Origin of the sequence: Pseudomonas sp. PvP001 (assembly GCF_040546375.1) — a bacterium.
In the GTDB taxonomy this organism is placed as follows: Bacteria; Pseudomonadota; Gammaproteobacteria; order Pseudomonadales; family Pseudomonadaceae; genus Aquipseudomonas; species Aquipseudomonas coleopterorum.
Map to the genome: position 1 here is coordinate 1,671,381 of NZ_JBEPNQ010000001.1, position 17,950 is coordinate 1,689,330.

The window sequence follows — 17,950 nt, forward strand, 5'->3', positions numbered from 1 at the left end:
CTTCTCCAGCAGATGCAAGCTGGCGGCATTCTCCGGTTCGACGTCTTCGTGAACTCGACTTTTTCAACCCTTCGAGCGTTCAGTCGTCACTCATATGGATGCCCAGATCGTTACGCCCAGGCGCAACATGCGGCTTGAGAGTCAACGCCGGAATCTCATAGTCCCCACCATTCTGGCGACGAAATCGCAGCGGCTCATCATTGAACAGATTATCCAGGCGGACTGCGTAGGCTTCACAAACCTGTTCGAACCGAGTCGCGTCCATTTTGCCTGTTTTGTAGATCGGAAAAGGCGGCATCACCGTGAACCCAGGATAGAAAAGCACGCCATGTTGAATGGGGAAAAGCAGATCATTCAGCGCACCGTTCACGCCTCGATCACTGTAATGAGGCTCCCACCCGCCCATGGTCACCACCAACATGGCGCGCTTTCCCATCATGCTGCCTTCGCCGTAGCGATCACCCCAATGACTTTCGCTGTGTTCGCCAACGCCGTAGGCAAACCCATAGGCATAGACGCGCTCGATCCAGCCCTTGAGGATTGCAGGCATCGAGAACCACCACAGTGGAAACTGAAAGATCACGGCGTCCGCCCAACGCAACTTTTCCTGTTCTCTCTCGATGTCCAGCGGCTGCGTGCCCGCAGCGAATACACGCTGCGATTCAAGCGCAGGGTTGAAAGGCGCCTGGTTGTCATAGCCAGGCGCATCGTCGGTATCCAGAGGCGCTTTCCAACCCATGGCGTACAGATCCGAAACGACTACTTCGTGCCCCCCGGCTTTCAGGTGAGCGATGGCGAAATCCTTGAGTGAGCCATTCAGGGATCGAGGTTCAGGATGAGCGTAGACAAGCAGCAGCTTCATGTGGAGCTCCGAGTAAATGAAGGCCACACGGTAGCGACTGGCTCGCTATGATAGAAATGAATTCCCGAAACATCTGGTATTTACATGCACAATACCTTGCGCCGCCTGGATCTCAATCTGCTGGTCACGCTGGATGCACTGCTGTCCGAGCAAAACGTCACGCGTGCCGCCCGACTCCTCAATCTGGCTTAATCGACAGTCAGCCTGCAACTGGGCCGGCTGCGAGAGATTCTGGACGATCCTTTGTTGCTGCCAGGCCCGCGAGGGATGTCACCTACCGAGCGGGCCAAGGAGTTGCGCGGACCGTTGCGTGAAGCGCTGGTGGCTTTGGAAGCGACGCTGAGCCCCAGCGCCCCATTCGAGCCTGCACTGTCCAATCACACCTGGAAAATCGCTGCGAGTGATTACGCCGTGACCGCATTGGTCTGGCCATCATTGGCGGTGCTCAGGCGCCTGGCACCGGACACCCGCTTGGTGCTGTTGAACAAGAGTCCCCTCAGCCTCGCCGATGACCTTGAAAATGGTCGGATTGATCTGGCCCTGCACACCCGCGATGAAGCACCACCAAAACTGCGTCACAAGTCTTTGGTTCACGAACGCTATGTGCTGGCAGGGCGTAGAGGTCATCCCGCATTGGCAACCCCGCTTTCACTTGAGGCATTCTGTGGTCTGGAACACGCCGTGGTGTCACCCAATGGCGCTGGCTTCGTCGGCAGTACTGACCAGGCACTGGCTGCCCAAGGCCTGGAACGCAAAGTCGTTCTATCCGTGTCCACTTTCAACTCACTTGTCTCAGCACTGGCTCACAGTGACCTGGTCGCAGTGGTGCCGGAAAGACTTGTGCAGGATGAGCCAGCGCTGCACGTCCAGACACCTCCACTTGCTATTCCAGGTTTTGAGATGCTCATGTTGTGGCCGGAAAGACTGCATCGAGACCCTGGCCACATATGGCTGCGCGATCTCATCACCTCTGGACTGCATAAAGGCACAGATCCATAGGCAGGCGTGCTGCAAAAAAACACCCTCCAGGGTCGTTATTTTTGCCTCGAGAAAGACAAAACCCCTACCTGCTCGCGCAGATAGGGGTTTCGGAATTGAATCTTGACGATGACCTACTCTCACATGGGGAAACCCCACACTACCATCGGCGATGCATCGTTTCACTGCTGAGTTCGGGATGGGATCAGGTGGTTCCAATGCTCTATGGTCGTCAAGAAATTCTGTAGCCAGGATGCCCTTTGGGGGGCACTCCAGCGAATCGGGTATGTGATATTTGTGGGTTGTCTTGCTGCGAACTTTCGGTTCGTGTCATCTCCACAGTCACCGCAATCTGGTCTTCGACGCAAATTGCTTGGGTGTTATATGGTCAAGCCTCACGGGCAATTAGTATGGGTTAGCTCAACGCCTCACAGCGCTTACACACCCCACCTATCAACGTCGTAGTCTTCGACGGCCCTTCAGGGAACTCAAGGTTCCAGTGAGATCTCATCTTGAGGCAAGTTTCCCGCTTAGATGCTTTCAGCGGTTATCTTTTCCGAACATAGCTACCCGGCAATGCCACTGGCGTGACAACCGGAACACCAGAGGTTCGTCCACTCCGGTCCTCTCGTACTAGGAGCAGCCCCTCTCAAATCTCAAACGTCCACGGCAGATAGGGACCGAACTGTCTCACGACGTTCTAAACCCAGCTCGCGTACCACTTTAAATGGCGAACAGCCATACCCTTGGGACCGGCTTCAGCCCCAGGATGTGATGAGCCGACATCGAGGTGCCAAACACCGCCGTCGATATGAACTCTTGGGCGGTATCAGCCTGTTATCCCCGGAGTACCTTTTATCCGTTGAGCGATGGCCCTTCCATACAGAACCACCGGATCACTAAGACCTACTTTCGTACCTGCTCGACGTGTCTGTCTCGCAGTCAAGCGCGCTTTTGCCTTTATACTCTACGACCGATTTCCGACCGGTCTGAGCGCACCTTCGTACTCCTCCGTTACTCTTTAGGAGGAGACCGCCCCAGTCAAACTACCCACCATACACTGTCCTCGATCCGGATGACGGACCTGAGTTAGAACCTCAAAGTTGCCAGGGTGGTATTTCAAGGATGGCTCCACGCAGACTGGCGTCCACGCTTCAAAGCCTCCCACCTATCCTACACAAGCAAATTCAAAGTCCAGTGCAAAGCTATAGTAAAGGTTCACGGGGTCTTTCCGTCTAGCCGCGGATACACTGCATCTTCACAGCGATTTCAATTTCACTGAGTCTCGGGTGGAGACAGCGCCGCCATCGTTACGCCATTCGTGCAGGTCGGAACTTACCCGACAAGGAATTTCGCTACCTTAGGACCGTTATAGTTACGGCCGCCGTTTACCGGGGCTTCGATCAAGAGCTTCGCTTGCGCTAACCCCATCAATTAACCTTCCGGCACCGGGCAGGCGTCACACCCTATACGTCCACTTTCGTGTTTGCAGAGTGCTGTGTTTTTAATAAACAGTCGCAGCGGCCTGGTATCTTCGACCGGCATGAGCTTACGGAGCAAGTCCTTCACCCTCACCGGCGCACCTTCTCCCGAAGTTACGGTGCCATTTTGCCTAGTTCCTTCACCCGAGTTCTCTCAAGCGCCTTGGTATTCTCTACCCAACCACCTGTGTCGGTTTGGGGTACGGTTCCTGGTTACCTGAAGCTTAGAAGCTTTTCTTGGAAGCATGGCATCAACCACTTCGTCGTCTAAAAGACAACTCGTCATCAGCTCTCGGCCTTGAAATCCCGGATTTACCTAAGATCCCAGCCTACCACCTTAAACTTGGACAACCAACGCCAAGCTGGCCTAGCCTTCTCCGTCCCTCCATCGCAATAACCAGAAGTACAGGAATATTAACCTGTTTTCCATCGACTACGCTTTTCAGCCTCGCCTTAGGGACCGACTAACCCTGCGTCGATTAACGTTGCGCAGGAAACCTTGGTCTTTCGGCGTGGGTGTTTTTCACACCCATTGTCGTTACTCATGTCAGCATTCGCACTTCTGATACCTCCAGCAAGCTTCTCAACTCACCTTCACAGGCTTACAGAACGCTCCTCTACCGCATCATCAAAAGATGATACCCGTAGCTTCGGTACCTGGTTTGAGCCCCGTTACATCTTCCGCGCAGGCCGACTCGACTAGTGAGCTATTACGCTTTCTTTAAAGGGTGGCTGCTTCTAAGCCAACCTCCTAGCTGTCTAAGCCTTCCCACATCGTTTCCCACTTAACCAGGATTTCTGGGACCTTAGCTGACGGTCTGGGTTGTTTCCCTTTTCACGACGGACGTTAGCACCCGCCGTGTGTCTCCCATGCTCGGCACTTGTAGGTATTCGGAGTTTGCATCGGTTTGGTAAGTCGGGATGACCCCCTAGCCGAAACAGTGCTCTACCCCCTACAGTGATACATGAGGCGCTACCTAAATAGCTTTCGAGGAGAACCAGCTATCTCCGAGCTTGATTAGCCTTTCACTCCGATCCACAGGTCATCCGCTAACTTTTCAACGGTAGTCGGTTCGGTCCTCCAGTCAGTGTTACCTAACCTTCAACCTGCCCATGGATAGATCGCCCGGTTTCGGGTCTATACCCAGCGACTAAACGCCCTATTAAGACTCGCTTTCGCTACGCCTCCCCTATTCGGTTAAGCTCGCCACTGAATATAAGTCGCTGACCCATTATACAAAAGGTACGCAGTCACAGAACAACGTCTGCTCCCACTGCTTGTACGCATACGGTTTCAGGATCTATTTCACTCCCCTCTCCGGGGTTCTTTTCGCCTTTCCCTCACGGTACTAGTTCACTATCGGTCAGTCAGTAGTATTTAGCCTTGGAGGATGGTCCCCCCATATTCAGACAAGGTTTCTCGTGCCCCGTCCTACTCGATTTCATTGACAAGAGATTTTCGCGTACAGGGCTATCACCCACTATGGCCGCACTTTCCAGAGCGTTCCGCTAATCTCAAACCAACTTAAGGGCTGGTCCCCGTTCGCTCGCCACTACTAAGGGAATCTCGGTTGATTTCTTTTCCTCAGGGTACTTAGATGTTTCAGTTCCCCTGGTTCGCCTCGCATGCCTATGTATTCAGCATGAGATAACTGTCTTATGACAGCTGGGTTCCCCCATTCAGACATCTCCGGATCACAGTCTGTTTGCCGACTCCCCGAAGCTTTTCGCAGGCTACCACGTCTTTCATCGCCTCTGACTGCCAAGGCATCCACCGTATGCGCTTCTTCACTTGACCATATAACCCCAAGCAATCTGGTTATACTGTGAAGACGACATTCGCCGAAAATTCGCATTTACTCAAAGAGCAACTCACAAATTTTACCTTAGCCTGAACCTACACCAGTGAAAGTGTCTGTCCAGTCTATCTTTCTATCACATACCCAAATTTTTAAAGAACGATTCTGAAAAAGATCAGAAATCAGCATTCAACCATCAACCGATGGAATGCTCATTTCTAAGCTTTGACAACGATGGAGCACCAAAAGTGGTGGAGCCAAGCGGGATCGAACCGCTGACCTCCTGCGTGCAAGGCAGGCGCTCTCCCAGCTGAGCTATGGCCCCATAATTGGTGGGTCTGGGCAGATTCGAACTGCCGACCTCACCCTTATCAGGGGTGCGCTCTAACCAACTGAGCTACAGACCCAATCGTCTTCTTCAATGAATCAAGCAATTCGTGTGGGAGCTCATGAGCCAGCTGTTGTCGTCGATTAAGGAGGTGATCCAGCCGCAGGTTCCCCTACGGCTACCTTGTTACGACTTCACCCCAGTCATGAATCACACCGTGGTAACCGTCCTCCCGAAGGTTAGACTAGCTACTTCTGGTGCAACCCACTCCCATGGTGTGACGGGCGGTGTGTACAAGGCCCGGGAACGTATTCACCGCGACATTCTGATTCGCGATTACTAGCGATTCCGACTTCACGCAGTCGAGTTGCAGACTGCGATCCGGACTACGATCGGTTTTGTGAGATTAGCTCCACCTCGCGGCTTGGCAACCCTCTGTACCGACCATTGTAGCACGTGTGTAGCCCAGGCCGTAAGGGCCATGATGACTTGACGTCATCCCCACCTTCCTCCGGTTTGTCACCGGCAGTCTCCTTAGAGTGCCCACCATAACGTGCTGGTAACTAAGGACAAGGGTTGCGCTCGTTACGGGACTTAACCCAACATCTCACGACACGAGCTGACGACAGCCATGCAGCACCTGTCTCAATGTTCCCGAAGGCACCAATCCATCTCTGGAAAGTTCATTGGATGTCAAGGCCTGGTAAGGTTCTTCGCGTTGCTTCGAATTAAACCACATGCTCCACCGCTTGTGCGGGCCCCCGTCAATTCATTTGAGTTTTAACCTTGCGGCCGTACTCCCCAGGCGGTCAACTTAATGCGTTAGCTGCGCCACTAAGAGTTCAAGACTCCCAACGGCTAGTTGACATCGTTTACGGCGTGGACTACCAGGGTATCTAATCCTGTTTGCTCCCCACGCTTTCGCACCTCAGTGTCAGTATGAGCCCAGGTGGTCGCCTTCGCCACTGGTGTTCCTTCCTATATCTACGCATTTCACCGCTACACAGGAAATTCCACCACCCTCTGCCCTACTCTAGCTTGCCAGTTTTGGATGCAGTTCCCAGGTTGAGCCCGGGGATTTCACATTCAACTTAACAAACCACCTACGCGCGCTTTACGCCCAGTAATTCCGATTAACGCTTGCACCCTCTGTATTACCGCGGCTGCTGGCACAGAGTTAGCCGGTGCTTATTCTGTCGGTAACGTCAAGACAGCAAGGTATTCGCTGACTGCCCTTCCTCCCAACTTAAAGTGCTTTACAATCCGAAGACCTTCTTCACACACGCGGCATGGCTGGATCAGGCTTTCGCCCATTGTCCAATATTCCCCACTGCTGCCTCCCGTAGGAGTCTGGACCGTGTCTCAGTTCCAGTGTGACTGATCATCCTCTCAGACCAGTTACGGATCGTCGCCTTGGTGAGCCATTACCTCACCAACTAGCTAATCCGACCTAGGCTCATCTGATAGCGCAAGGCCCGAAGGTCCCCTGCTTTCTCCCGTAGGACGTATGCGGTATTAGCGTTCCTTTCGAAACGTTGTCCCCCACTACCAGGCAGATTCCTAGGCATTACTCACCCGTCCGCCGCTGAATCAGGAAGCAAGCTTCCCTCAACCGCTCGACTTGCATGTGTTAGGCCTGCCGCCAGCGTTCAATCTGAGCCATGATCAAACTCTTCAGTTCAATACTGCAATCGGGTTTTGAGAAAACCCTATAAACTTGGCTCAGCAATCGCAAACTCGAACCCGAAGGATCGAGGTAACTCTTTGATTTCTCGTGGAGTCATTGTGATGCTGATAATCTTGTTGACTAACAGTCTTAACTCACAAGCACCCACACGAATTGCTTGATTCAATTGTTAAAGAGCGGTGGGTTGATTCTTTCGTCTCAACCGAGGCGCGCATTCTACGCTGGCCTCATATTCTGTCAAGCGTTTATTTCGAAGTATTTTTCCAGAAAACTGAACAACTTCAAACACTTGACTCGCTTCGATCACTCGTCAGCGGGAGGCGAATTCTACAGCGTTTAAAACCGCTGTCAACTGCCTTTTTCACCGCTTCCGACCTTGAAGATCGAAGCACTTCCTCACTAGCTGAACGACTAACTCATTGATTAACAAGGCGTTTATCGTTTCGGCTGCGCCGGAAGTGGGGCGAATTATAGAGAGATCTGAGAGGCCGTCAACCGTTAATTCAAACCTTTTTCACTGTAGCTGGTTTTCGCCCCGCCAGGCGGGGAATACGCCGCGCCACGGCAGGAACTCGAAGCAGCATCAGCAATGCGCCGACGGCCGCGTAGATCGACCACTCCTCGAGGTCTGCACGAACGATCCAGAGGAAGTGCAGCAACCCCAGCCCCAGCACTGCATAGATGAGGCGATGCAGTTGCTTCCAACGCCGACCCAACCGCCGTTGGCTGTAGCGGTTGGACGTCACGGCCAATGCCAGCAGACACAGGAACGCCAGGCTTCCAACGATGATATAGGGGCGCTTGACCAACTCGACGCCAAGCTGACTCCAATCCAGCCCCAATACGAAAAACAGGTAAGCCGCCAAATGTAGACAGACATAGGCAAAACACCAAAGGCCCAGCTGACGGCGTACGGCTATCCAGCCCGGCCAGCCAGACAGCTTTTGCAAAGGAGTCATGCATAGGGTGATCAACACCAGAACCAAGGTGCCCAGACCCAGACGATCGACAAGCACCTTGCCCGGATCGGGCCCCAAGGCAAAGATCCACGCCTGGTACAGCCACAACAGCGGCCATACGCAAGCGACCACGAATACACTCAAACGCCAGAACGGGTAACGCATCAGTAGTTTTTCCGCAGATCCATGCCGGTGTAGAGGGATGCCACTTCCTCGCCGTAGCCATTGAACATTGCCGTCTCGCGGACATTGGGGCTGAACAGGCCACTGGGCAGGCGTCGTTCGCGGGCCTGTGTCCAGCGTGGATGGTCAACCTCCGGGTTCACGTTGGCATAGAAGCCATACTCGCTGGGGGCAAGGTTTGCCCAGGTCGTCTCGGGCTGCTCGCTGACCAGACTGATCCGGACGATGGACTTCACGCTTTTGAACCCGTACTTCCACGGCACTACCAGGCGCAAAGGTGCGCCGTTCTGGTTGGGCAGCTCGCGGCCATACATGCCGACGCCAAGAATCGCCAGTGGATTCATCGCTTCGTCGAGGCGCAAGCCTTCCACATAGGGCCAGTTGATCAAGGCAAAGCCGGAGCGCTGGCCAGGCATGCTCTTGGGATCCTGCAGGGTTTCGAAACGGATGTACTTGGCTTTCGAGGTAGGCTCGACCTGCTTGAGCAAGGCCGAGATGGGAAAGCCGATCCAGGGGATGACCATGGACCACGCCTCGACGCAGCGCAGCCGATAGATCCTCTCCTCCAGTTGATAGGGCTTCATGAAGTCTTCGAGCGCATAGCGCCCGGGTTTGGCGACCTCACCGTCTATCACGACCGACCAGGGTTCGGTTTTCAAGGCGCCGGCATTGACTGCAGGGTCGCCCTTGCCGGTGCCGAACTCATAGAAGTTGTTGTAGTGGGTGGCATCCTTGAACGGCGTGATCGCCTCGCCTTGCACGGTGACCGCGCCCCAGCGGGTTTGACCCAGCTTGTCATTCAGCCAGGCGGGCGCACTGCTGGCGTCGACGCCTTCATAGCGTGACGGGTCGGCAGCCGATGCCCAGGAAGGAAGTGCCGAAACGGCCAGTGCTGTTGCGGTGGCGCCCATGAGCGAGCGGCGGGAGAGATAGATCGATTCGGGAGTGACTTCGGACTCTTTGCAGTCCGAAGCACGCGGTAGCTTGATGAGCATGATGCCTCCGTAGCCCTGGCGGTATTCACATACCAAGAGACTACGGATTATGCGGGAAATTGAATTTACTCGGCCTTTTTGTGACGACGCATGCGTAACAAATACTGTACGGGACCGGAAGCCGCGTAGGCGAGGAAGATCAACAGCAGGATACGGGGTGGATCGCTGAACACCACGGCAAACACCAGCACGACCGCCAGGATGGCCACGAAGGGTACGCGCCCCTTGAGATCCAGCTCCTTGAAGCTGTTGTACTTGATGTTGCTGACCATCAGCATGCCTGCGGCGGCTACCAGCAAGGCGACCAGGAATGACATCTTCGAGCCCTGGATGCCGTAGTCGCTGAACGCCCATACCAGACCGGCGACCACACCCGCCGCTGCAGGACTGGCCAGACCGATGAAATAGCGTTTGTCAGCCGTACCGACCTGGGTGTTGAAGCGGGCCAGTCGCAAGGCGGCACCCGCGACGTAGATGAAGGCCACCATCCAGCCAACCTTGCCCATGTCACCCAATGCCCAGCCAAAGGCGAGCAGTGCAGGTGCGACACCGAACGCGACCATATCGGAAAGCGAATCGTATTCCGCTCCGAAGGCGCTTTGGGTGTTGGTCATGCGCGCCACTCGGCCATCGAGGCTGTCGAGGACCATGGCGACGAAGATCGCGATGGCTGCGTAAGCGAAGTACTTGCTGGCTTCGGCAGCATTGCCGGCGCTCTGGGCGCTGATCGAGTTGATGATCGAGTAGAAACCCGCAAACAGGTTCGCCGTGGTGAACAGGTTGGGCAGAAGATAGATACCGCGGTGCCGGACTTTACGTCCTTCGGCGTCATGCCCTTCTTCGACATGCTCATCGATCGGCAGGAGGCTTTCGGCGTCAGGAGCCTTGTTTGGCTCTTGGGGACGTTCGCTCATGGACAATACCTTGCAACGGTGTGGAAAGTTTCGACAGGCGTCTGGGTCGAGGGTTCGACCGCAAAACGTTGCAGCTTTATACCAGAAGCTTGCCACCATAACGAAAAAACGCGGCCGGGGCCGCGTTTTCATCGCTTGGAACTGTATCAGTTCTTGGCTTTGTCGACGATCTTGTTGGCAGCGATCCAAGGCATCATGGAACGCAGCTGCTCACCAATGACTTCGATGCCATGAGCGGCGTTGTTGCGACGCTTGGCGGTCATCGATGGATAGTTGGTGGCGCCTTCGTTGATGAACATCTTGGCGTATTCACCATCCTGGATGCGCTTGAGTGCGTTGCGCATCGCCTGGCGGGACTCGGCGTTGATGACTTCAGGGCCGGTCACGTACTCGCCGTATTCGGCGTTGTTGGAGATCGAGTAGTTCATGTTGGCGATACCGCCTTCGTACATGAGGTCGACGATCAGCTTGAGTTCGTGCAGGCACTCGAAGTAGGCCATTTCCGGTGCATAACCGGCTTCGACCAGGGTTTCGAAGCCGGCCTTGACCAGCTCCACGGTACCGCCGCACAGAACGGCCTGCTCACCGAACAGGTCGGTCTCGGTCTCGTCCTTGAACGTGGTTTCGATGATGCCGGTACGACCACCGCCCACGCCCGAAGCGTAGGACAGCGCGACGTTCTTGGCGTTGCCCGACGCATCCTGGTAGATGGCGATCAGGTCAGGGATACCGCCGCCCTTGACGAACTCGGTACGCACGGTGTGACCCGGCGCCTTGGGTGCGATCATGATCACGTCCAGGTCGGCGCGTGGCACGACCTGGTTGTAGTGAATGGCGAAGCCGTGAGAGAACGCCAGGGTAGCGCCCTGCTTGATGTTGGGCTCGACTTCGGTCTTGTAAAGCTGGGACTGAAATTCGTCCGGGGTCAGGATCATGACCAGGTCGGCACCGGCAACGGCGGTAGCGACGTCGGCAACTTTCAAGCCGTGGGCCTCAGCCTTGGCGACAGTAGCCGAGCCCTTGCGCAGGCCCACAGTGACGTCGACGCCCGAGTCCTTCAGGTTGCATGCCTGGGCGTGGCCCTGGGAACCGTAGCCGATGATGGCTACTTTCTTGCCCTGGATGATCGAGAGGTCGCAATCTTTGTCGTAGTAAACTTTCATTGAATATCACCTGTTATCTGGGCCGTTTCGGCCAGTCGCCAATTGAGTTAGATGCTCAGCACTTTGTCGCCGCGAGCGATACCGGTCACGCCACTGCGCACGGTTTCAAGGATCGAGGCGGTGCCGATAGACTGCAGGAAGCTATCCAGCTTGTCGCTGGTGCCCGTCAGCTGAACGGTGTAGACGCTACTGCTGACATCAACGATCTGCCCACGGAAGATGTCCGTGGTGCGTTTGATCTCGGCGCGTTGGGCGCCAGTGGCCTTGACCTTGACCAGCATCAGTTCGCGTTCGATGTGAGCGCTTTCCGACAGGTCTACCAGCTTGACCACCTCGATCAACTTGTTGAGGTTCTTCGTGATCTGTTCGATCACTTCATCATGCCCTACCGTGGTCAGCGTCAGACGCGACAGGGTCGGGTCTTCGGTGGGCGCCACGGTCAGGCTTTCGATGTTGTAGTTGCGCTGCGAGAACAGCCCTACCACGCGCGACAGGGCGCCGGGTTCGTTCTCGAGCAAAAGTGAAATGATGTGCCGCATAATCAGGTCCGCTCCGTCTTGCTGAGCCACATGTCGCGCATCGAGCCGTCCTTGATCTGCATCGGATAGACGTGCTCGCCGACGTCGACCTGGATGTCGAGGAAGACCAGACGGTCGGTCATGGCGAAGGCTTCTTCCATTTTCGGCTTGAGGTCCTTGAGATCAGTGATGCGCATGCCGACGTGACCATACGCTTCGACCAGCTTGACGAAGTCGGGCAGCGATTCGACGTAGGAATGCGAGTGACGACCGCCGTAGCTCATGTCCTGCCACTGGCGCACCATGCCAAGTACCCCGTTGTTGAGCAGGATGATCTTGACCGGCAAACCGTACTGCAGGCAGGTGGACAGCTCCTGAATGTTCATCTGGATACTGCCCTCCCCGGTCACGCAGGCAACGTGGGCATCGGGAAAGCTCATCTTGACACCCATGGCCGCCGGGAAGCCGAAGCCCATGGTGCCCAGGCCACCGGAATTGATCCAGCGATTGGGCTTGTTGAACAGGTAGTACTGCGCGGCGAACATCTGGTGCTGGCCCACATCCGAGGTGACGTAAGCGTCGCCCTGGGTGACTTCGCACAGCGTCTCGATGACCTTCTGCGGCTTGATCTTGGAGCCATCGCCCTTGTCGTAGGGGAACAGGCCGTTATCGCCACGCCATTCTTCGACCTGCTTCCACCAACCGGCAACGGTGTCCTTGTTCGGGGTTTCGCCGATGTCCTTCAAGGTTGCGAGCATTTCGGTCAGGACGCTGTCCACAGGACCCACGATCGGCACGTCTGCCTTGATGGTCTTGGAGATCGAGGCCGGGTCGATATCGATGTGGATGATCTTGGCGTTCGGGCAGAACTTGGCCGCGCCGTTGATCACACGGTCGTCGAAACGTGCGCCCACGGCCAGGATCACGTCGGCATGGTGCATGGCCAGGTTGGCGGTGTAGCTGCCGTGCATGCCGAGCATGCCGACGAACTGACGATCCATGCCCGGATAGGCGCCCAGGCCCATCAGGGTGTTGGTCACCGGCAGGTCGAGGATCTGCGCCAGCTCGGTCAGGGCCTCGGAGGCGCCACCGAGAATGACGCCACCTCCGGCGTACATGACCGGACGCTTGGCGGCCAGGAGCATTTCCACGGCCTTGCGAATCTGACCGGAGTGACCGCGAACCGCCGGGCTGTAGGAGCGCAGCTTGGCTTTTTTGGGATAGACGTATTCGAATTTTTCGGCCGGGTTGGTCATGTCCTTGGGGATATCGACCACCACAGGACCGGGACGACCGGACTGCGCCAGGTAGAAGGCCTTCTTCAGGACTTCGGGGATCTCCGAGGCGTGCTTGATCATGAAGCTGTGCTTCACGATGGGACGGGAGATACCGATCATGTCGGTTTCCTGGAACGCGTCGGTGCCGACCAGGGTGCTGGCCACCTGGCCCGAGAGGATCACCATCGGAATGGAGTCCATGTAGGCGGTGGCGATACCGGTAATGGCGTTGGTGGCACCCGGGCCGGACGTCACCAGTACCACGCCGGCCTTGCCGGTCGCGCGGGCATAGCCATCTGCCATGTGAGTTGCGGCCTGCTCGTGCCGGACCAGCACGTGCTCGACTGCGGGTTCCTTGAACAGGGCGTCATAGACATGCAGGAGGGCACCACCGGGGTACCCGTAGATGTGCTTAACGCCTTCGTCGCGCAGGAAGCGGACGACCATTTCAGCGCCAGATAAAAGCTCCACGTTGTTCACCTCTAAAACGCCAGAATACCGCTCCATGGGAACGGGTCTTAATAGGTTTACTGCCAGCAGAGCATGAGCGACGGTGGTCGCCGACGTACGTCAGCACTGACTGAGCAAGTATTGGGAGCACCCAAGTGTCACGGGCTTTCCCACCCAGCGCGAGGTAACGCGTTGCGGGTATTACGGGTCGGCGCTGGTGTGCGCCTGTGCTCTGCTGTGTGGGTCTGCTTCTGGCAGTCCCTGTACAGCGGACTTTGGATTGTTGTGATTCGTCTGCTGCAAGTCAAGTGATGCGTGCATTTTATTGCGCACCTGCACCCAAACGGCGCAATAAACCCTGCCTGGCTACTGAGCTATGGTAGTTTCATGCGTAACCAACCCTCAGAGAAGGCGCCATGCGTTCAACCGTTGCCGCAAGTTTGCTGCTGTTTGCCCTGTCCCCATGGGTGATGGCAGGACAAATCTACAAATGGGTCGATAGCCAGGGCGTGACGCATTTTGATGCACGACCGCCCAACGGTGTTGAGGCAACCGCCGTGGAAGGCGTGAAGCCGGTAACCCCGCCCGAGCCGATCTCCAACGAAGCCGTGATGAAAGCCAGTGGTGAAGCCGAGCAACGCCGGATCGACCGCAAGGTGAAGTCGCAGGTGGCCGACGAGACGTCGCGGCGCAACGAGTTCTGTACGGGGGTCAGGACCAACCTGGCGCAGCTCAAGAACAACCCGCGGGTGCTTCAGCAGGTCAACGGCGAGGTCAGGCGCCTGACCGAACAAGAGCGTCAGGCGAAGATCGAGGAAGTGCGCAATGTGATCGACGAGCAGTGCACGTAAGCGTCTAGCGTACCTGCCCGATCAGCTCGTCGAAGCGCGCCAGGCTGGCGCGCAGACCGCGGCTCTGATCGGGGCGATCGGCGTAGACCATTTCAGCCATCGCCAGAATGCCCGAGGCGTTGGGCAGGGGGAGATCCTGCTCGATGATGGTCTTCATGCGGGGCAGGAAGATCCACTGCAACCACTGGTCGAAGTCCAGGGTATCGACGCTGAACGGCTCGACGCTGGCCAGCGCTTCGGCACTGGGTGGCACATCCTGCCACCAACCCTGCTGACGCAATTCGCGTTCGATCAACAGCAAATGCTCGGCGATCGCGAGGAAACGATCATCCATCACGAAGCGCTCTTGGCTTTCTGGCGAGCCAGGTTGGCGCCCGCCGCATCGCCCTGCTTGTCGCGTGACTGGGCAATGATGTTCCACAGGCTCCCCTGCAGATCGGGACGACCATTGGCGTAGGTCAGCGCTCGGCGGGCCAATTGCTCAGCCTGGGCGGCGTCACCCTGGGCCAGCCGCACTTGCGCCAGCTTGTACAGTACCTGCGGCTCGCGCGGTGCGATGCGTTGGGCGCGCTCCAGGCTGGAGGAAGCGCCGTTCAGATCGCCGCCACCCTGCTGTTGCTGAGCGGTGGTCAACAGTGCCAGGACCGGGCCGTCCAGTTGTTCGTCGGCGGACAGGCCGCCACCGCTGCTGGCCCTCGGAATTCCGCTCGGAGCGCTGGCCGGCATGTTGTAGGTCGTGCTTGGCGCCGCAGGGGTATAGGCCGGTGCCTGGCTGACGGGCGCCGAGCTGCTGGGGCCGGGCACTATCGGGCCGGGCGTGATCGGCCCGGTGCTGATCGGCGCGCTGTTGCCTGGCGCTGGGAAGCTCTGGATCGGCTGCGAGCCCGCCCCTTGCGGCACCATGACGACCACGCCGGAATCTTCGGTGATCGCCTGGGCCTGTGCCTTTGGACGAACCACGGTGGTCTGGCGGAAACCGCCGGTGCGCGATACCCGCTCGCCATTGGTGACCGCGGAGCCGGAATCAACCACTGGAATGGAGCCACGTTCCACGCTGGCGCAACCGTTGAGCAAAGCCAATGCCGTCAAGGCAGGAAACCACCACTTGTTCACTTCATTCCCCTTCGCTTAGTTCAACCAGCCTTTGACCCAGTCCATCACCGAATCGTCGGTGGCCGGATTGGCGCCGCCGCATGCGGTGCCTGGAGTCGGTTCGCTGCCGCGAATATACGGCATCTGCACGGCGTTGGGGCAGCTTGCGTCAGAGCCCTGTCCGGTCTTGGCGTCGACCCAGGCCTGCACGATGTTTTCCGGCACCGGTGTATCCAACGGCAGCGGATCGGCTTTCTTCATGAAACTGGTCCAGACCTGCAGCGCACCGGTGGCGCCGGTGAACGGTGTCTTGCCGTTATCGTCACGGCCCAACCAGACCACGGCCAACACGTCCTGGCTGAAGCCGGCGAACCAGCTGTCGCGCGAGTCGTTACTGGTGCCGGTCTTGCCGGCCAGATTCAGATTGCTCGGCAGCACGTTGTAGACCGAACGTCCGGTGCCTTCGCGCATCACCCGCTGCATGGCGTTCTGGATCAGGTAGATGGAGGCCGGGTCGAAGCGCTGCTGGATCTGGAACGGGTAGCGCTTGAGCGGTTCGCCTTCGGCCGTGAGTACGCTGCGAATGCCCCGCATCGGCGTATTGAAACCGCCATTGGCCAAGGTCTGGTACATGGTTGCCACCTGCATCGGCGCCAGGCCGCCGGCCCCCAGCAACATCGATGGGTAGGCAGGCCAGTCGACCTGTACGCCCAGCTTGCCGAGGGTCTTGAGCACGTTGGGCACGCCCAGATCCAGGCCCAGACGGGCCGTCGACAGGTTGTAGGAATGGGCGAGGCCCTGATACAGGAACACCGTGCCATTGGAATTGCGTTCGTAGTTCTGCGGCTTCCAGATCTGACCATCCGCGCCCTTGACCGAAAACGGTACGTCCTGCACCCAACTGGTCAGGGTGTATTTGCTTGGCTGCTCCAGCGCAGTCAGGTACACCGCCGGCTTGATCAGCGAGCCGATGGGGCGCACTGCATCGAGCGCACGGTTGAAACCGGCGAAACCCGGTACGCGGCTGCCGACCAAGGCCTGCACTTCGCCGCTTTCGGGGTTGGTCACGACCATGGCCGCCTCGACTTCATCGGCGCCTTTGCGCCCGGCCAGGCGTTTGAAGGTGTCGGTAACCGACGATTCAGCCTTCATCTGCAGGATCGGGTCGAAACTGGTGAAGATCCGCAGGCCTTCTTCGGTCAAGTCTTCGTCGCGATAATCGTCGCGCAACTGGCGCTTGACCAGGTCGAGGAAGCCGGGGAACGAGCTGTCCGCCAGGCTGCCGCGCTTGGTCACGCCCAAGGGCATCTTCTTGGCGGCGTCGACCGCTTCCTGGGTCGCTACGCCCTGCTGCGCCAGCAGGTCGAGCACCAGGTTGCGGCGTTCCAGGGCCCGCTCGGGATTGCGGCGCGGGTTATAGGAGGACGGGCCCTTGACCATACCCACCAGCAATGCCACCTGGTGCAGCTTGAGCTCGGACAACGGCTGACTGAAGAAGAACTGGCTGGCCAGACCGAAGCCGTGCACGGCGCGCTGGCCGTCCTGGCCGACGAAAACCTCGTTGAGATAGGCCTCGAGGATTTCACCCTTGTCGTAGTGCAATTCCAGCAGCACCGCCATCATCGCTTCGGTCAGCTTGCGGGTCAGGCTGCGCTCGTTGGTCAGGTAGAAGTTCTTCACCAACTGCTGGGTCAGGGTACTGCCACCCTGGCGCATGGCGCCGGAGGAGGTATTGACCCAGATGGCGCGGGCGATGGACTTGGGCGAGACGCCAAAGTGGTGGTAGAAGTCGCGATCCTCGACGGTCACCAGGGTGTCGAGCAGATAAGGTGGCACCTGATCGAGCTTGATCAGAATGCGGTCCTCGAGGTTTTTCGGGTACAGGCCACCGATCAGCAACGGCTCCAGACGCACCACCGCGACCTTCTTGCCGCCGCTGCCGCTGAGCTCCGAGACGTAGTCGCCGGAGAACTTCACACGCACGGCCTGGGGCTGTTCCAGCCCTTCGTAGAACTGGAAGCCACGGGTGTTCAGGTCGACCGTATTGCCGTTGACCGAGTCGGTGCCCGGACCATCGACGGTGGTTTGCCGACGGTAGCCGAGCGCATCGAGCTCGGTCAGGAAATCATTCTTGGCCAGCTTCTGGCCGACGAACAATTCCAGCGGGCGGGCGTACACCTTGGCCGGGATGGTCCAGCGCTTGCCGGAGAATTTCTCCTGGACCACGGCGTCCAGGTAGACGGCAAAGCCGGCGAGGATCACCAGGCCTACCAGGCCCAGCTTGAGGCCCCAGCCGAGCCAGGTGCGCAGGCCGCCAGATGGGGGTTTTTTAGGGGTACGGGAAGATCGGGTTCGAGTCATGGCGGCGGATTATACGCACTTTGATTTGTCGCGGGCAGGGACCGTCGGCGGT

General features: G+C 57.6%; 11 protein-coding genes, 2 tRNA genes, 3 rRNA genes and 1 pseudogene. 2 read left to right on the top strand and 15 right to left on the bottom strand.

The genetic code is table 11. The annotated features are described in order from the left end of the window. Positions 1 to 79: 79 nt before the first annotated feature. Complete coding sequence (locus ABMD26_RS07650; RefSeq protein WP_134721680.1) at positions 80 to 862, bottom strand: NAD(P)H-dependent oxidoreductase; 783 nt, start codon at positions 860 to 862, stop codon at positions 80 to 82. Positions 863 to 946: 84 nt separating this feature from the next. Between ABMD26_RS07650 and ABMD26_RS07655 the strand changes: the two are divergent. Then, positions 947 to 1,861: pseudogene (locus ABMD26_RS07655) on the top strand (LysR family transcriptional regulator). Positions 1,862 to 1,961: 100 nt separating this feature from the next. Here ABMD26_RS07655 and rrf read toward each other — a convergent pair. The 11 genes from rrf to ABMD26_RS07710 form a co-directional block, all read right to left on the bottom strand. After that, positions 1,962 to 2,077 (bottom strand): 5S ribosomal RNA (gene rrf / locus ABMD26_RS07660). A 147-nt stretch (positions 2,078 to 2,224) separates the two neighbouring features. Next, positions 2,225 to 5,119: ribosomal RNA gene (locus ABMD26_RS07665) — 23S ribosomal RNA — on the bottom strand. A 250-nt stretch (positions 5,120 to 5,369) separates the two neighbouring features. After that, positions 5,370 to 5,445: transfer RNA gene (locus ABMD26_RS07670), tRNA-Ala, on the bottom strand. 5 nt (positions 5,446 to 5,450) lie between these two features. Next, positions 5,451 to 5,527, bottom strand: a tRNA-Ile gene (locus tag ABMD26_RS07675). 65 nt (positions 5,528 to 5,592) lie between these two features. Then, positions 5,593 to 7,129: ribosomal RNA gene (locus tag ABMD26_RS07680) — 16S ribosomal RNA — on the bottom strand. The 16S, 23S and 5S rRNA genes sit together here with 2 tRNA genes alongside, the layout of an rRNA operon. A gap of 509 nt (positions 7,130 to 7,638) precedes the next feature. Further along, a complete protein-coding gene (gene msrQ / locus ABMD26_RS07685; RefSeq protein ID WP_134723044.1) occupies positions 7,639 to 8,259 on the bottom strand; it encodes a protein-methionine-sulfoxide reductase heme-binding subunit MsrQ in 621 nt (206 codons plus the stop codon). Beyond that, a complete protein-coding gene (msrP, locus tag ABMD26_RS07690) occupies positions 8,259 to 9,272 on the bottom strand; it encodes a protein-methionine-sulfoxide reductase catalytic subunit MsrP (RefSeq protein ID WP_134723045.1) in 1,014 nt (337 codons plus the stop codon). The genes msrQ and msrP overlap by 1 nt, the downstream gene beginning before the upstream one ends. A gap of 65 nt (positions 9,273 to 9,337) precedes the next feature. After that, positions 9,338 to 10,186 (bottom strand): CDP-diacylglycerol--serine O-phosphatidyltransferase, encoded by an 849-nt coding sequence (gene pssA, locus ABMD26_RS07695; protein ID WP_192069138.1) that lies wholly within the window; start codon positions 10,184 to 10,186, stop codon positions 9,338 to 9,340. Between the two features lie 146 nt (positions 10,187 to 10,332). Further along, positions 10,333 to 11,349 (bottom strand): ketol-acid reductoisomerase, encoded by a 1,017-nt coding sequence (gene ilvC / locus ABMD26_RS07700; RefSeq protein ID WP_049858694.1) that lies wholly within the window; start codon positions 11,347 to 11,349, stop codon positions 10,333 to 10,335. 47 nt (positions 11,350 to 11,396) lie between these two features. Beyond that, complete coding sequence (ilvN, locus tag ABMD26_RS07705) at positions 11,397 to 11,888, bottom strand: acetolactate synthase small subunit (RefSeq protein ID WP_049858693.1); 492 nt, start codon at positions 11,886 to 11,888, stop codon at positions 11,397 to 11,399. 2 nt (positions 11,889 to 11,890) lie between these two features. After that, a complete protein-coding gene (locus ABMD26_RS07710) occupies positions 11,891 to 13,615 on the bottom strand; it encodes an acetolactate synthase 3 large subunit (protein WP_354308826.1) in 1,725 nt (574 codons plus the stop codon). A gap of 395 nt (positions 13,616 to 14,010) precedes the next feature. On the opposite strand from ABMD26_RS07710, the gene ABMD26_RS07715 reads away from it, so the two are divergent. After that, positions 14,011 to 14,445, top strand: coding sequence for a DUF4124 domain-containing protein (locus ABMD26_RS07715; RefSeq protein ID WP_354308828.1), 435 nt, complete (start codon positions 14,011 to 14,013; stop codon positions 14,443 to 14,445). 4 nt (positions 14,446 to 14,449) lie between these two features. Here ABMD26_RS07715 and ABMD26_RS07720 read toward each other — a convergent pair whose 3' ends face one another. Genes ABMD26_RS07720 through mrcB form a run of 3 tightly spaced genes read right to left on the bottom strand, consistent with a single transcriptional unit; the run spans position 14,450 to position 17,898 of the window. Continuing rightward, a complete protein-coding gene (locus ABMD26_RS07720; protein ID WP_056845258.1) occupies positions 14,450 to 14,779 on the bottom strand; it encodes a YqcC family protein in 330 nt (109 codons plus the stop codon). Further along, positions 14,779 to 15,558 carry a tetratricopeptide repeat protein gene (locus ABMD26_RS07725; RefSeq protein ID WP_134723048.1) on the bottom strand — a complete coding sequence of 260 codons (780 nt, stop codon included), beginning with the start codon at positions 15,556 to 15,558 and terminating at the stop codon, positions 14,779 to 14,781. Before ABMD26_RS07725 ends, ABMD26_RS07720 begins: the two co-directional genes overlap by 1 nt. Before the next feature lie 15 nt (positions 15,559 to 15,573). After that, positions 15,574 to 17,898 carry a penicillin-binding protein 1B gene (gene mrcB, locus ABMD26_RS07730; RefSeq protein ID WP_049858689.1) on the bottom strand — a complete coding sequence of 775 codons (2,325 nt, stop codon included), beginning with the start codon at positions 17,896 to 17,898 and terminating at the stop codon, positions 15,574 to 15,576. Positions 17,899 to 17,950: the final 52 nt, after the last annotated feature.

What these genes read in the sequence shown, in the direction of transcription:
- ABMD26_RS07650 (WP_134721680.1), bottom strand. Translation starts at nt 862, where the DNA reads ATGAAGCTGCTGCTTGTCTACGCTCATCCTGAACCTCGATCCCTGAAT.
- ABMD26_RS07720 (WP_056845258.1), bottom strand. Translation starts at nt 14,779, where the DNA reads ATGGATGATCGTTTCCTCGCGATCGCCGAGCATTTGCTGTTGATCGAA.
- pssA (WP_192069138.1), bottom strand. Translation starts at nt 10,186, where the DNA reads ATGAGCGAACGTCCCCAAGAGCCAAACAAGGCTCCTGACGCCGAAAGC.
- mrcB (WP_049858689.1), bottom strand. Translation starts at nt 17,898, where the DNA reads ATGACTCGAACCCGATCTTCCCGTACCCCTAAAAAACCCCCATCTGGC.
- msrP (WP_134723045.1), bottom strand. Translation starts at nt 9,272, where the DNA reads ATGCTCATCAAGCTACCGCGTGCTTCGGACTGCAAAGAGTCCGAAGTC.
- ABMD26_RS07715 (WP_354308828.1), top strand. Translation starts at nt 14,011, where the DNA reads ATGCGTTCAACCGTTGCCGCAAGTTTGCTGCTGTTTGCCCTGTCCCCA.
- ilvC (WP_049858694.1), bottom strand. Translation starts at nt 11,349, where the DNA reads ATGAAAGTTTACTACGACAAAGATTGCGACCTCTCGATCATCCAGGGC.
- ilvN (WP_049858693.1), bottom strand. Translation starts at nt 11,888, where the DNA reads ATGCGGCACATCATTTCACTTTTGCTCGAGAACGAACCCGGCGCCCTG.
- msrQ (WP_134723044.1), bottom strand. Translation starts at nt 8,259, where the DNA reads ATGCGTTACCCGTTCTGGCGTTTGAGTGTATTCGTGGTCGCTTGCGTA.